The organism is Mesorhizobium sp. 10J20-29, assembly GCF_054130485.1.
The window spans coordinates 2,782,262-2,796,888 of record NZ_CP199156.1 but is presented as its reverse complement, the minus strand read 5'-3'; the positions used below and the strand labels follow the sequence as shown (position 1 = coordinate 2,796,888).

The 14,627-nt window shown below is 66.1% G+C and carries 11 protein-coding genes; 3 read left to right on the top strand and 8 right to left on the bottom strand.

Annotated features, from left to right (window positions below; translation table 11 throughout):
• Positions 1-24: 24 nt before the first annotated feature.
• Both ACT2BZ_RS13350 and ACT2BZ_RS13345 read left to right on the top strand, forming a co-directional pair.
• Complete coding sequence (locus ACT2BZ_RS13350; protein WP_457935632.1) at positions 25-1,020, top strand: ABC transporter permease; 996 nt, start codon at positions 25-27, stop codon at positions 1,018-1,020.
• Between the two features lie 46 nt (positions 1,021-1,066).
• Complete coding sequence (locus ACT2BZ_RS13345; RefSeq protein WP_457935631.1) at positions 1,067-2,119, top strand: substrate-binding domain-containing protein; 1,053 nt, start codon at positions 1,067-1,069, stop codon at positions 2,117-2,119.
• Positions 2,120-2,197: 78 nt separating this feature from the next.
• Here the strand turns inward: ACT2BZ_RS13345 and ACT2BZ_RS13340 are convergent, their stop codons facing one another.
• From ACT2BZ_RS13340 to ACT2BZ_RS13330, 3 genes are all read right to left on the bottom strand, one after another.
• Positions 2,198-3,373, bottom strand: coding sequence for a M23 family metallopeptidase (locus ACT2BZ_RS13340; RefSeq protein WP_457935630.1), 1,176 nt, complete (start codon positions 3,371-3,373; stop codon positions 2,198-2,200).
• A gap of 101 nt (positions 3,374-3,474) precedes the next feature.
• Positions 3,475-5,529 carry a bifunctional aldolase/short-chain dehydrogenase gene (locus ACT2BZ_RS13335; protein WP_457935629.1) on the bottom strand — a complete coding sequence of 685 codons (2,055 nt, stop codon included), beginning with the start codon at positions 5,527-5,529 and terminating at the stop codon, positions 3,475-3,477.
• Between the two features lie 88 nt (positions 5,530-5,617).
• A complete protein-coding gene (locus tag ACT2BZ_RS13330) occupies positions 5,618-6,568 on the bottom strand; it encodes a sugar-binding transcriptional regulator (protein ID WP_457935628.1) in 951 nt (316 codons plus the stop codon).
• A gap of 163 nt (positions 6,569-6,731) precedes the next feature.
• Between ACT2BZ_RS13330 and ACT2BZ_RS13325 the strand changes: the two genes are divergently transcribed.
• Positions 6,732-7,841, top strand: a complete 1,110-nt coding sequence (locus ACT2BZ_RS13325) for a calcium:proton antiporter (protein WP_457935627.1) — start codon at positions 6,732-6,734, stop codon at positions 7,839-7,841.
• 14 nt (positions 7,842-7,855) lie between these two features.
• On the opposite strand, the gene ACT2BZ_RS13320 is transcribed toward ACT2BZ_RS13325, so the two are convergent.
• From ACT2BZ_RS13320 to ACT2BZ_RS13300, 5 genes are all read right to left on the bottom strand, one after another.
• Positions 7,856-9,478, bottom strand: a complete 1,623-nt coding sequence (locus tag ACT2BZ_RS13320; protein ID WP_457935626.1) for an indolepyruvate oxidoreductase subunit beta family protein — start codon at positions 9,476-9,478, stop codon at positions 7,856-7,858.
• Positions 9,471-11,624 carry a thiamine pyrophosphate-dependent enzyme gene (locus ACT2BZ_RS13315; protein WP_457935625.1) on the bottom strand — a complete coding sequence of 718 codons (2,154 nt, stop codon included), beginning with the start codon at positions 11,622-11,624 and terminating at the stop codon, positions 9,471-9,473. Before ACT2BZ_RS13315 ends, ACT2BZ_RS13320 begins: the two co-directional genes overlap by 8 nt.
• Before the next feature lie 44 nt (positions 11,625-11,668).
• Positions 11,669-12,151, bottom strand: coding sequence for a MarR family winged helix-turn-helix transcriptional regulator (locus tag ACT2BZ_RS13310; RefSeq protein WP_457935624.1), 483 nt, complete (start codon positions 12,149-12,151; stop codon positions 11,669-11,671).
• Complete coding sequence (locus ACT2BZ_RS13305) at positions 12,151-13,722, bottom strand: phytoene desaturase family protein (protein ID WP_457935623.1); 1,572 nt, start codon at positions 13,720-13,722, stop codon at positions 12,151-12,153. Before ACT2BZ_RS13305 ends, ACT2BZ_RS13310 begins: the two co-directional genes overlap by 1 nt.
• 87 nt (positions 13,723-13,809) lie before the next feature.
• Positions 13,810-14,601, bottom strand: coding sequence for a cyclase family protein (locus ACT2BZ_RS13300; protein WP_457935622.1), 792 nt, complete (start codon positions 14,599-14,601; stop codon positions 13,810-13,812).
• Positions 14,602-14,627: the final 26 nt, after the last annotated feature.

Genomic DNA, 14,627 nt, shown 5'->3' with positions numbered 1-14,627 from the left:
CATTCAAGACATTCGGACTTCATCATGACATTGCGCGACATTGCCATTCGCTACGGCTTCATTGCCCTGCTCGTCGGGCTGATCGTCTTCTTCACGCTGGCGACCGACGGCTTTGCCTCACCGCAGGCGGCGGTCTTCATCTTCCAGTCGGTCGCCATTACCGGCGTGCTGGCGCTCGGCGTGACGGCGACGCTGGTGGTCGGCGGCTTCGACCTGTCGATCGGCTCGGTGGCGACGACGGCGATGATGGCGTCGGCCTATGTGCTGGTGGTGCTGGAACAGAACGCGCTGGTGGCGGTGCTCGCCTGCCTCGCCATCGGCGTCATGGTCGGCCTCATCAACGGCTTTCTCATCGTCTACATGCGGGTGCCCGACCTGCTCGCCACGCTCGGCATGATGTTCCTGCTGGTCGGCCTGCAGCGCATCCCGACAGAGGGCCGCTCCATCGCCACCGGCATGACCATGCCCGACGGTTCGGTCGCCAACGGGACGTTCAGCCCGGCCTTCCTTGCGCTCGGCCGCCACCGCTTCGACTTCTTCATTCCGAGCCTGATCCCGGTCTCGGTGGTGGTGCTTCTGGTGCTCGCCGTGCTGATCTGGTTCTTCCTCGAATACACCCGCTTCGGCCGGATGATGTACGCGGTAGGCAGCAATCCCAAGGCGGCCGAACTCGCCGGCGCACCCGTCAAGGCATACAAAATCTGGGCCTATGTGATTTCGGGTGTTTTTGCCTCAATCGGCGGCATTCTGCTGGCCGCCCGGCTTGGACGCGGGGACATCGCGTCGGGTAACAATCTGCTGCTGGATGCGGTTGCGGCCGCGCTGATCGGCTTCGCCGTGCTCGGCGCCGCAAAGCCGAATGCATTCGGCACAACCATCGGCGCGCTTTTCGTCGGCGTCCTGTTGCAGGGACTGACGATGATGAACGCGCCCTACTACACGCAGGACTTCGTCAAAGGCGTGGTTCTCGTGGTCGCCCTGGTGTTCACTTTCGCCCTGTCGCACAGGGGCAGGAACTAGGACCGCCGAAGACTGAAACATATACGTCAAAAGTGGAGGAAACGTTATGAGCTGTACGCGTAGAACTCTCGGAAAAATAGCGATGGGCCTCGTCGGCGCATCGTGCCTGATGGGCATGCCGGCAATCGCCGCCGACATGCCGGCGCCGTTCGACAAGCCGGGCGACGTCAAGATCGCGCTGGTGCGCTATCTGTCGACGGGTGACTTTTTCCAGGCCTATCTGTCGGGCGTGGAAGCACAGGCCAAGGCGCTCGGCGTCGACCTGCGCGTGCTCGACAGCCGGCAGGACGCCGCGCTGCAGGCCGACATGGTGGACCAGGCCATCGCGCTCGGGGTGCAGGGCATCATCATCCAGCATGGCCTGACGGAATCGATGAAGGAAGCCGCCCAGCGCGCCGTCGACGCCGGCATCAAGGTCGTCGCCTTCGACGTCAATGTCGAGAACGAAGCGATCCCCCAGATCGAGCAGTCGGATCGCGACCTCGCCCGCCTCGCGCTGGAACAGGCCATCGCCGACAATGGCGAGAGCTGGAAGGCCGGCTATGTCTACGTCGCCGGCATCGCGCCGCTCGACCGCCGCAACGAGACCTGGGTCGAGTTCAAGGCGAAATATCCGGGCATCGACGAAGTGGCGATGTTCGGCACGCTGGACAACCCGATCGCCAACTCGGTGGCCAACCAGGCGCGCTCCGTGCTGACGGCGAACCCGGGCATTCAGGTGATGTTCGCGCCCTATGACGAATTCGCCAAGGGCGTGAAGATCGCCGTCGACGAAGCCGGCATGTCGAAGGACATCAAGATCTACTCGGCCGACATCTCGACGTCGGACATCGCCGCGATGCGCGAGCCCGACAGCGCCTGGGCGGCAACCGCCGCCACCAACCCGGCCGTCGTCGGCCAGGTCTCGGTGCGGGCGCTCGCCCAGCTTCTGGCCGGCGAGGACCCGGGCAAGAGCGTCATCGTGCCGCCGACTCTGATCACCCAGAAGCAGCTCATCGACAACGACATCAAGAACATGGAGGAGCTGTCGGCCAAGCTGCCACAGTTCGCCCATGCCGACGTCGCGATGCCGGCCTGGATGCCCAACCCGAACGAATAGCCTTCGTTCGCAGCCTCCCAGGGCTGAAGGGGCCCGGCAGCGATGCCGGGCCTTTTTTTGTCGCCGTCGACGTCGGGATCAATCGGGCCAGTCGACGATCGAAAGATCGAGCGGCAGCACGTTGGTGAACCGCGAGGGCGGCGCATGGGGCGTCAGGGTCAGTGGCGAACCCGTCGCTTCCGCCTTGTCGAAATCCTCGGTGCCTGCCTCGTCGACGGCCGCGATGGCAAAGGCGTCGAAGACATAGGGCACGCCGTTCGACGCCAGCGCCGAGTCGCCATCCATCACATGAAGGTGGAGGTGCGGCGCCTGGCTGTTGCCGCTGTTGCCGACCTCGCCCAGCACGTCGCCGCGGAGCACCCTGTCGCCGGCCTTCACCTTCACGCTGCCCGGGCGCATGTGAGCATAGGCCACATAGGCCCCGGCGCCGATGTCAAGCACGACGAAATTGCCATCGGCCTCGTCGATCGGCAGGCCGGCCGGCAGCGCACCCGGCACCTGGTCGGGCAGATCGTTGCGCATGGCGACAATCTCGCCGTCGGCGACCGCCAGCACCTGTTCGCCGTAGATGTGGTAGTTCGCGACGTCCTTCGTGTCGCCCGCGACGAGCGTATCGTTTTCGTCGATCTTCTCCCAGTCGATGGCGAAGCGCTGGGCGAGAAACAGCTGTCCGCCGAGCGCGAGAAGCGCCCGCACATGGCGGATGGAATCGCAGCAGCCGTCACCGACGACATAGCCCTTGCCGCGCAGCGGCGGGCCGAGCAGGACCGGTGGCGTGGCGATGACTTCCGTCTCGCCGACCAGCATCTGCATGTCTTTCCCGATGAGCTCGAAGTTCGCGCTGATCTCGTGGAGCAGCCGCGCCGGAAGGGCGTCGCCATCGGGTATGGCGACATGCAGGAAGATGACCGCGAACTGGTAGGCGGAAAGTTCCGCCGTCTCGTGACCACGGCGCGCACCGGGCGTGACGCGGCCTTCCAACGCGTCCGGGCCGAGCGTCGCGACCGGCTTGCCGGAGGCGGCGTCGACGACGTCCAGGCTCTCGATGCGCATGGCGCCGCCGGTCATGTTGGTGACGGCGAGTTCATAGACGAGATGGTGCTGCCCGTCGGAGCCAGAAACGGCCCGGGGTGGCGCAACGACTTCGGCGACGAGCGGTGTGAGCTGCAGTTCGCGCGCCGGCGCTTCGGCGGCGGCAGAGATCGGCGCCAGTGCCGCAAGCGCAACCCAAGCAATCAAAAACCGTAAAGCCATGCCGTCGCCCTCGCCTCTTTGAATGGCGAGAGGCTACAGGGCGTGGCCGGCATGGCCAAGAGGCGGCGCCGGAAAGCGCCGCCGGGCGTGCTCCGACGCCGTTAGCGGAGCGCCGCTGCGATATTGCCGCCGTCGACGGTGGTGACATCGGCGGTGGTTCGCTCAGCCAGCGCCTGGTGCAGGAATGCCTGCGCGACATCCTCGGCGGTCACTTCCTGACCGAGCAGATTGCCGGACATGTAGTCCTTCTCCGAGACACCCCGCGCGCCCGAGCGGCTGGCGATCATGGCGTCGGTGAGCAGGCCGGAGCGGATGCGGTCGGCATTGACGGCGTTGGAGCGGATGCCGTTGGCGCCATATTCCAGCGCGTACTGCCGCGACAGGAACAGCGTCGCTGCCTTGGGCAGGCCATAAGCGCCGAACTTCGCACCCGGATTGACCGCCTGCTTGGAGGCGTTGAACAGAAGAACGCCGCCGGTGCCCTGCTCAAGCATGATGCGCACGGCGTTCTGCGCCGCCGACTGGTGGGCGAAGAAGTTAAGCTCGAAGCTCTTGCGCAGCAGCGCGTCGTCGATCTCGCCGATCTTGCCTTCCCAGGCTGCACCGGCGTTGGAGACGAGGATGTCGACGCCGCCAAAGACAGCAACCGCCTTGTCGAAGGCGGCGCGCATCTGGCCCGGATCAGTGATGTCGGCGCCGACCCCGATCGAGCCGTTGCCGGCCTTCTTCGCAGCGTCGGCCGCCTTGCCTGCATCGAGATCGACCACCACGGCATGCGCGCCATAATCGGCGAAGAGCTTTGCCGTCGCAGCGCCGATGGCGCCTGCCCCGCCCGTCACCAGTACGACCTGGCCGGTCAGCGGCTTGGGCTTGTTGGAGGCGAGCTTGGCCTGCTCCAGCGACCAGTATTCGAGCGGGAAGAGGTCGGCCTTGGACAGAGGGTGGAACTCGCCGATGGCCTCGGCGCCGCGCACCGCCTCGATCCACATCTCGCCGACGTCCGACGCAATCCTGGCGTCCTTGAGCGTGCGGCCGTGGCCGAACATGCCGAGCCCCGGCACCAGCGTCAGGCGCGGCATCTGGTCGAGCATGGTGCGCTTGACGTCGTCCTTGGCGTCGTTGGTGGCGAAGTAGGCGCGGTATTCGTCGGCGAAGTTTTCGACATGCCGGCGGATCACCGCCTTGTACTCGCCGGCCTTGTCGGCATCGGGCGCGGGAACCGCCATCGGCCCGGTCTTGATGCGGATCGACAGGTCGGGCGTCGAAACGCCACGCGAGGCCAGTTCGGCCAGCTTGGACGAGGCCAAGAAGTCGAGGATCGCGTCCGAGGTGCGGAAGTCGCTGATCATGCGGTCGAAACGCCCCTCGCCCCTGTCGACGGCGACAGCACCGCGCAGCATCGGCGCGATCGAGGCAGGCGTGGCGAGCCTGGCGGGAAGTGCCGCACCGGCGGGCCTGGGCTTGGTGCCCTTGGCAATATGCGCCTCGGCAGCCGTCACCGCATCGATCATGCGGTCATAGGCCTCGCGGGCCGTTTCGCCGAAGGTGAAGATGCCGTGCTTGTCGAGGATCAGGCCCTCGACGGAGGTGTCCTGCTCGAACACCTCGGCAGCGGCCTTGGCGAGATCGAAGCCCGGCATGATGTAGGGCACGAAGCCGAGGCGCTTGCCAAAAACTGCGCGGCAGATCTCCTCGCTGTTTTCCTGATCGACGAGACCGAGGATCGCGGTCGAATGCGTGTGGTCGACGAATTTATGCGGCAGGAAGGCGTGCAGCAACGTCTCGACCGAGGGGTTGGGCGATGACGGGTCGATGAGGTTGGCGCGCTGCAGCGCCACCATGTCCTCGTCCGAAAGCCGGTCCAGCTTGCGCGCCTTGAGCAGCGCGCCGAGCTTCACGGCCGGCAGGCCCTGCGGCTCGATGACGCCCATGTCCCAGCCGCTGCCCTTGACGCAGAGCACGTCCCAGCTGTCGCCGATGAGATCGGTTGCGGTGGACTTTACCGACGTGTTGCCGCCGCCATGCAGCACCAGGCGCGGATCGCCGCCGAGCAGGCGCGTCGTGTAAACGCGCAGCGCCAGATCCCGGCTGACGCCTTTCCCGGCATAGTCCTCGACCAGCTTTTCGGCTTCGGCGTCGTTCCAGAGATTCTTCATTTGTCGGGTGTCCGTCTTGTCTTTGGTGGTGAAACAGGAACGCCGCGACGGCCTCATGACAGGGCCGCTGCGGCAGGTTGGTTGGAGACTAGGATGCGCTTGCGGTCGCTTTTGCGTGGTCGAGGAGCCGGCGCGCCAGGGCGGCGCCGACGACGAGATGAGTGCACAGACCGCCGGCGATAGCCGCCAGAAGCGGCTCGAACTTGAGTTCCTCGCGCACCACCATCAGGCGCTTCCTGATGGCACGCAGCGAGGCGAGGTCGGCGGAGATGACGCGCCTGTTGTAGCTGCAGTCGAGCGCCGCGCCCCTGGCATCGATGATCTGGCCGGCTATGACGCCGGCAGCGCCTGCCTTGCGCAGCGCTTCGAGCTCGTGCGCGCTCAGCGCACCGCACTTGATGACATGGCTTTCGGCGTCGACGGTGCCGACGGAGTAGAGCGCGAGGTCGCAGTCGGGAATGCTGGCCAGCTGTTCGCGGATGACCGGCTCGGCGCGCAGGTCGCGCGCGAGTTCCTCGGTGCTGAGCACCAGAGGCGCATAGAAGTTGATGCCCTGCGCGTTGAGCCGCCGGGCAATCTCCATGGTGCACTGGTCGGGTCGGTAGGAATAGGGCGCGCCGAGATTGCCGCAGAGCTGGACCACGGTGACATCCTGCAGGTCGGCATAGGACATGACGTCAGCGATGGCATAGATGGTCTTGCCCCAGGCGACGCCGATGCGATCGCCCTTGCGGACGAGCTCCAGAAAGACGCTTGCGGCCAGCACCGGCACCTCGGAGGCCTCGTCGCGGTCGGGAGCGATCCAGACCGCGTCGAGCTTGAGGGCGTCCTCGACCTGCCGGGCGAGCACGTCGTCGGTGAAGAGCTGGGTCGAGGTGGAGATGTTGACGATGCCGGTGTCGCGGGCCTTGCGCAGATACATCGCCACCGAGGCGCGGGAAATGTTAAGTTCCTTCGCGACCTGGTCCTGGCGCAGGCCGTGCGCGTAATAAAGCCAGGCCGCCTTGTGGATGATCTGTTCTGCGGGTCGAATAGCCATCAGCCCCTCCAATTCGACATTAGTCATGGCTGCTGACAAAAGTCAATTTGTTGCGCCTGCCAACGAGCTGACCCGGTTTCGGGCCGCGCAGGGTCGCAATCGGCCGATTATGCTGGCATAGCTTGCCCCATTGGCACATCACCCTGGGGAATCGGGAGCAGGCATGACATTCACCCGTGGCAATGCAGCCAATATTCTGCTGCCGATTGGCTGTCTCGTGCTTGCTGCTGCCGTCCATCTCAGCGGCTTCCCGCTCGATCAGATGAGGCTGACGGCGCGAGTCATCGTGTCCCTGCTGGCCACGGCGCTGGTCTTCGCCACGGTGTTCGTGGTGCTGCACCACGCCGAGAAGATCGCGCACAGGCTCGGCGAGCCCTACGGGACGCTGGTGTTGACGCTTGCCGTCACGACCATCGAGGTGTCGGTCATCCTGTCGATGATGCTGCATGGCGAGAACAACCCGACGCTCGCCCGAGAATCGGTGTTTTCCACGGTCATGATCGTCACCGGCGGCGTTGTCGGCCTCTGCCTCACGCTCGGCGGCTGGAAGCATCGCAACCAGCAGCTCAAGCAGCAGGGCACGAATGCCTATCTGGCGGTGCTGATGGCGCTGGCGGTGCTGACGCTGATCCTGCCGGACTACACGCTCGCCACCGAACCGGGCACGTTCTCGGACCTGCAGCTCGGCTTCGTCAGCCTGCTGTCGGTGCTGCTCTATGTCAGCTTCGTGGCCGCCCAGATGGGACGCCACCGCGACGATTTCGTCGAGGCGATCGACGACGGGGACGAAACGGCCGCGGAGGCGGGGGCGGCTCCGGGAATCGGCGCCAACATCCTCCTGCTGGCCGCCGGGCTGATCGGCATCGTGCTGCTTGCCGAGCAGATTGCCGGCGGCATCGAGGACGGCTTGGCGGCAATCGAGTTCTCGCAGGCCGACGCGCTGGTCGGCGCCTTCATCGCGACGCTGGTGTTGCTGCCGGAATCGATGTCGGCGATCCGCGCCGCGATGAGGAACGAGCTGCAGCGCAGCCTGAACGTCGCGCTGGGTTCAGCCTGCGCGACGATCGGCCTGACGATCCCGGCGGTTGCGGTCGCAAGCCTTGTCACCGGCAAGGGACTGACGCTCGGCCTCAACGCCGGGGACACGGTACTGCTGCTGCTCGCACTCGCGATCAGTTTCGTCAGCTTCGGAACCGGGCGCACCACCGTGCTGACAGGGCTCGTCCACCTCGTCGTGTTCTTTGCCTATGTTCTGCTGATCTTCGCGCCCTGAAGGGCGGTGCGTTCCTAGAGGGTCGCCACCGTCTTCAGCGCACCGTTGAGCATGTCGCCCTTTTCGTCCTTCAGCGCGGCCTCGCGCAGACGGCGAAGCCATTCGGCGGCGTCGTCGCGGCCTTTCAGGAGGTCGAGCGCCGACAGCACGCGATCGAATTTCGACTGCGCCCGGACATGGGTGTCGCTGTAGCCCTTGATCAGCCGGCGGCAGTTGAGGATCTCGACGGCCAGCGCGTAGTCGGTCGGCACATGATCGAGCGCCAGCGCATACCATTTCTCGAGATGCGCTGTCTCTACGCTGTGGCGCAGCAGGCCGCGGCGCCAGCGGCGCATGCCGCCGATCAGCCAGAGCGCCGCAAAGCCGGCGAAACTGTCGGTGCGGATGCGTCGACCGCGGTTGATGCGGCGGTCGAGGAAGCCGGCAAGCTTTGGCCACTCCTCTATGTAGCGGCCAAGACGCGCGGGCATGGTGCCGCAGAATTCCTCGATGCGCGGATGGAAATACTCCGTTACCTGCAGGATGGAATCCTCGCCGAGCGCCACCTCGCGCCGCACACGCGCATCGCGCGTCGAGCGCGTCTTGAGGTCGGCGACGCGGATCATGTCGTCGTAGCACATGGCATTGGCGAGGTGCTTGGCCGCGGCAATCGACAGAGCGAATTCCTGTCCGTCGCCGTCGCTGCTTACCGCCCGCTCGAGCCTGTCGAGATACTCGCGGCCATAGGCGATGTCCTGGTAGTCGACGACCTTGCGCAGGCCGCGGCCCGCCATGTCGCGAACCGGCTCCGGCAGGGCAGCCACGCGCGTGGTCAGCGCCTGCCATTCCTTCAGCAGTCGCGCGGGACCGTGTACCGGGCCTGCAAAGCCGGCATTGCCGGCATCGGGGTCTGCCGCCTCAGCCGAACTCACCGGGCTGTGCGGCGCGGCCTTGTCGTTGACGCCGCCGGGCTCCACAGGATTGCGGACCGGCGCGCCGCCGCCGCGCGCGCGGTCATAGGCGCCGGTGAAGGCAGCGAGGCTCGCCTTCACGCCACGCCCCGATGCGGCAATGGTGCGCTCGTAGCTTTCGCGCGGGAAAGGCAGTTCGCCTGAGCCAGCCAACGCGCCAAGCAGGCTCGCCGAGATCATCGAGCCGTTGTCGACGGCGATCTTTTCCATGTCGAAGGCGATGAAGCGCTTCGACGCCATCTCGGCCGTCGCGCGAACCTTGTCGGACGAGGCGCGTCCGTCGCCAGGCTCGATCTTCTCGGACACGGCGGCGATGCGGTGCGATGACGCGATCAGCGTGGTGCGCTCCGGGGTGACGAAGCCGCGCATGATGGCGCGGCCGGCTTCCATCAGTTCGGCGGCGATCAGGATGTCGACGTCGCCCTGCGAGGGCGACAGTGCGAAGACCGGCAGGCGGCCGGTGTCGCGCGCCATCTCGACATAGTAGATCGTCGCGCCGGTGCGCTGGGCAACGCCGGCGACGGAGGTGGACTGGGCGACAAAGCCGTTGCGCTCCGCCACCGCGGTGATCCAGTCGGCGAGCACGCCGCCGCCCTGCCCGCCAACCGCCAGCACGGCGAGCTTGATGACGCGTTCTCCCGCCTGGGGGTCGCCATCGGGACGGAGTGGGGACACGGCGTCAAGCATCGGCGAAACTCAGCCGGCGGGTTTCGCGGCGGCGCTGCAGGAAGCCGATGGCGCCCCGGCGCGCGGACTCCAGGAAGCGATCCCAGCGGCCCGGATTGTGGACGACGTCGGCGCGGTAGAAGGAAGGACAAAGCACGGCGGCATCGGCCACCTCGCCGCAATTGCCGCAGCCGACGCAACTCTGGTCGATATGCGCAACCGGGTCGTCGCGCAGCGGGTCGTCGAGCGACTTGACCGACAGCGACGGGCAGCCCGACAGCCGCATGCAGGCATGGTCGCCGGTGCAGATGTCCTCGTCGACACCGAACTTCGGCTTGACGATTCGCTCGCCACCCTTGATCGCCTTGTCGACCAGCGGGCGCTCGCGGCGCTGCTTGTTGAGCATGCATTCGGACGAGGCGATGATGACCTTCGGTCCCTTGTGCTCGGTGGTCAGCGCCTCACGCAATGTCGCCTTCATCTTCGGCACGTCATAGGTGCGGTCGATGTGGCGCACCCAGCCGACGCCCATGCCTTTCACCGCCTCGGTGATCGGGTGCTTCGTCGATTTCGTCTTGTTGCTGGCGCGCGACGACAGGATGTCCTGGCCACCCGTTGCCGCCGAATAGAAATTGTCGACGATGACGATGACGCCGTCGTTCTTGTTGAACACGGCGTTGCCGATCGAGGAGGTCAGGCCGTTGTGCCAGAAGCCGCCGTCGCCGACGAAGGAGATCGAACGCCGCGTGGCGTCCGGCGAATTGAAGGCCGAGGCCGAGGCGGGGCCGAGGCCGTAGCCCATGGTGGTGGCGCCGAGTTCGAAGGGCGGCATGATCGAGAAGAGGTGGCAGCCGATGTCGGACGCGATGTGGTGCTTGCCGAGTTCCTGCTCGACCAGCTTGGTGGCGGCGAAGATCGGCCGCTCCGGGCAACCGGTGCAGAAGCCCGGCGGGCGGCCGGGCACGACGCGCGACAGATCGGGGATTGTATCGCCCTGGCCGGTCTTGTTGGGCGCGCGGACCTCGCTCGACAGGAGTTGCGGCGCGCAGGCGCGCAGGAAACCGCCGATGCCGTCGAGCATGACCTGACCGGTGTATTCGCCGGCGACAGGCAGATATTCCTTGCCGACGAGGCGCGTGCCGCGATCGGCCTTGTGGAGCATCGCGGCAAAAGCCTGCTCGATGTAGTTGGGTTGCCCCTCCTCTACCACGAGGACGGATTCCTTGCCCTCGCAGAATTCAAGAAATTCGGCGTCAATCAGCGGATAGACGGCGTTGAGGACGTAGAGCGGCACGTCGGTCTCGCCGTAAGTGTCGGCAAGGCCCATGCGCTGCAGCGCACGGATGACGGAATTGTACATGCCGCCCTGCATGACGATGCCGACCTCGCCGTCTTCTTTGCCGAAGAACTCGTTGATGCTGTTGGAGCGGATGAAATCGACGGCAGCCGGCCAGCGCTTCTCGACCTTTTCCTTCTCGTGCAGGAAGGAGGCCGGCGGCAGCACGATGCGGCCGGTATCCCGGCGCGGCGAATCGAGCGCCTCGGCGACCGACATGGTCGGCCGCTTGTTGTCCTTGGCGATGAAATGGCCATGCACATGGCAGCAGCGGATGCGCACCTGCAGCATGACTGGCGTGTTGGAGGCTTCCGACAGTTCGAAGCCATCCTCGACCGCCTTGACGATCGACGGCAGGTTGGGGCGCGGGTCGAGCAGCCAGACCTGGCTCTTCATGGCGAAGGCATGGCTGCGCTCCTGCATGATCGAGGAGCCCTCGCCATAGTCCTCGCCGACGATGATCAGCGCGCCGCCGGTGACGCCGCCGGAGGCAAGGTTGGCAAGCGCATCGGACGCGACATTGGTGCCGACAGTCGACTTGAAGGTGGCGGCACCCCGGATCGGATAGTGCACCGACGCGGCGAGCATGGCGGTGGCGGTGGCCTCTGAGGCCGACGCCTCGAAATGCACGCCGAGTTCGCCCAGAATGTCCTGGGCGTCGGCCAGCACGTCCATGAGGTGGCTGATCGGCGCGCCCTGGTAGCCGCCGACATAGCCGACGCCGCATTGCAGCAGCGCCTTGGTGATGGCGAGAATGCCCTCGCCGGCGAACTCATCGCCCGCGCCAAGCCTCAGCTTCTCGACTTCCTTGGCAAATGACCGTTCGGCCATGATGGCTCCATTCCGTTGCCGCCTGACCGGGCGGCGTAAATTCCTCAGATGTCGTGCTTGCGGATGTTAGCGAGCATCCGCTGCAGCGTGCCGATCAGCGCCGCATATTCGGTGTCGTCGATGCCGTCGAACATCGCCTCGAAGGCGTCGTGCATGGCCGGCCAAGCACGGTTGAATTCGGCCCGCCCCTCGTCGGTCAGGAAAACCTTGCGAATACGCGTGTCCGTATCGCCCGTCTCGCGGCGGACCAGGCCATGTGCTTCCAGCGTGTCGAGTGTGCGCGACAGGGTGGACTGCTCGATGACGGTGAAGACGGCCAGATCGCCGACCGTGACACCGTCGGTCACCGAGAGCACGGCAAGCGTGCGCACCTGCGGGATGGTCCTGCCCTGGCGGCGGAAATCCTCGCGCAGCGTGGCGTTGTAGCGGCCCATGATGCGGTTCATCAGATAGGGCGCGAATTGCTGCAGGCCGATCTGCCCGAGGGTCGAGATCCGCTGGCGCTTTTCGGGAACCCGCTCATCCATCACAGCGCCTGCGCCAGAAGGAAGCCGGAGCCGCCGCCGAGCCCTGCGCCGGGATGGGTCGATGCGCCGATGTGGTAGAGGCCCTTGACCGGCGTCGTGTGGTTGACGCTGCTCTTGAACGGTCGCCACAGGAATGACTGGTCGATGGTCGACGAACCGCCATAGGGATCGCCGCCGACAAGGTTGATGTTCATCGCCTCGAGATCGGCCGGCGAATATGCGCGGCGGCCGAGCACTGTGGCCGAGAAGCCGCCGATGTGCGTGGCGAGGATCGCTTCGGCACGGTCTGCATAGGCCTCGCGCAGTTCCTCGGTCCACTTGCCGTCGGCAGGCGCGGCCAGCTTGCCTGCCGCATCGCCCTTGATCTCGCGCGGCGCTTCGGGAAGCTGCAGCCACAGGATCGCCTTGCCTGCAGGACAGCGCGACGGGTCGAGCGCATGAGGCTGGCCGACGCAGATGGTCGGCGTCTCGGGCAGCATGCCGCGCGCCGCCTCGTTGCTCGCCTTCGACACGCCGTCGAGGCCGGGCGTCAGGTGCAGGAGCGCCACCTTGCCGAGCGAAGCATCGGGCCAGGCGGGGGGACGGTCGAGCGCATAGTGGATCTGGAAATTGCCCTTGCCGTAGCGGTATTTCCGGGCCGCTTTCGTTTCTGCTTCGTGCTTCGAGCCGGCGAGCAGCCGGCCGTAGAGCTGGGTCGGCGTGACCGAGCAGATGACGCTTTTCTTCGCGGAAAGGGTCTCTCCCGAGGCAAGGCGCACGCCGCTCGCGCGGCCGTCCGTCTCGATCACCTCGGCAACGTCGGCGCCTGTGCGGATGTCGCCGACGCGTTCGCGGATCAGCGCCTCGAAGGCGTCGAGCAGCTTGCCCGCGCCGCCCTTGACGATGGGCGCGCCGGCGGCTTCTAGCGCGAAGGCGATGACCTTGGCGATCTGGCCGGAAAAGGCATCCTCCGGCCCTATGCCGGCATGCAGCGACCACGGCGCCCACAGGGCGCGCGTGAGGTCGGATTTGTACGAAGTCTCCAGCCAGCCGCGCGACGGCAGCATAGCCTCGCCGAAGAATGCCGCCAGCCCGCGGGGCCCGCGCCGCCAGGCCTCGCCGGCAATGAGCTTCAGCGTCTTGTAGCTCCACAGGCCGCCGCCAAGCAGCCCGAACAGCAGGCCGGCGTCTTTCTCTATGCCGCCGACATCGGTTGCATAGGCGTCGCCGTCACCGGCCGAGGCGGCGTTGAGGGCCGCGACATTGGCGGCACGGTCCATGCGCTGCACGAGGTGCGAACCGTCCGGCCGAAGCACGCCGGTCGGCATGTCCGTGTTGCAGAACTCAAGGCCGTGGCGGCCGAGGTCGGCTGCAAGGGCCGCATAGGCCGGCGAGGTGATGAAGAGGACGAAGGTCGTCGCCATCACGTCGTGAACGAAGCCCGGCGCGGTGATCTCGTCGGTGCGGATGCAGCCGCCGATACGGTCGTTGCGTTCCAGCACCAGCACTTTCTGGCCCTTGCCGGCGAGCATCGCCGCACAGACCAGTGCGTTGATGCCGCTGCCGACGATGATGTGATCGGGATCGCTCATCGAAGCACGCCCCCGGCCCTCCGCCGGTGGGGAGGGAGAGGCGAAGCCTGGACGCCCGTGGCACGCATGAGCCTGGCCGCCGGCGCGTTACTTCTTCGGTACCAGCGCCATCGCGCGGACCGGGCTGCCGGTCCCCTTGACGATCTTCAGCGGCGCAGCGATCAGGATCGCGCCCTTGGCCGGAAGCTTGTCGAGGTTGCAAAGGCTCGCCAGACCGTAGCGGTTGGCCTTGTGCATGAGATTGTGCGCCGGGAACGGCGGTTCCATGCCACCCGCAGCGCCCGCATCGGTGCCGATGCACTGGGTGCCCCAGCCGATAGCGCCGCGCTCGATGATGTATTCGATGCAGTCGACCGTGGGCCCGGGCGAATGCGGGCCGTTGGCATCTGCGTTGAGGAACTTCTCCTCGGAGTTGTTGCGCTTGTCCCAGTCGGTGCGCATGACGACCCACTCGCCGCGGCCGATGGCGCCGTGCTTGGCTTCCCAGGCCTTCACGCCGTCAGCCGTCAGCAGGAAGTCGTTGTCGGCGGCGGATTCGGCCGAGCAGTCGATGACGTTGACCGGCGCGACGTAGTTCTTGACGTCAATCGTATCGGTGTAGCCGTCGGCGAATTCCTTGCCGGTGATCCAGTGATGCGGGGCATCGAAATGGGTGCCCGAATGCTCGCCGATCTTCAGCCAGTTCCAGGCCCAGAAGGGACCGTTCTTGTCGTATTCGGAAATGGTGTGGATCTCGATCTTGGGCGTGTCGACGGCAAAGTCCGGCGGCAGCTTCAGCAGCGGCGTGTCAGGACCGAGCGGTGCGGAAAGATCGACGACTTGAATCGCGCCGGAAAGAAGCTGGCTTGCGAAGTCACCGAGAATTTTCTGCGTGTCCATGATGCCTGTTCCCTGTTTGACGGCTC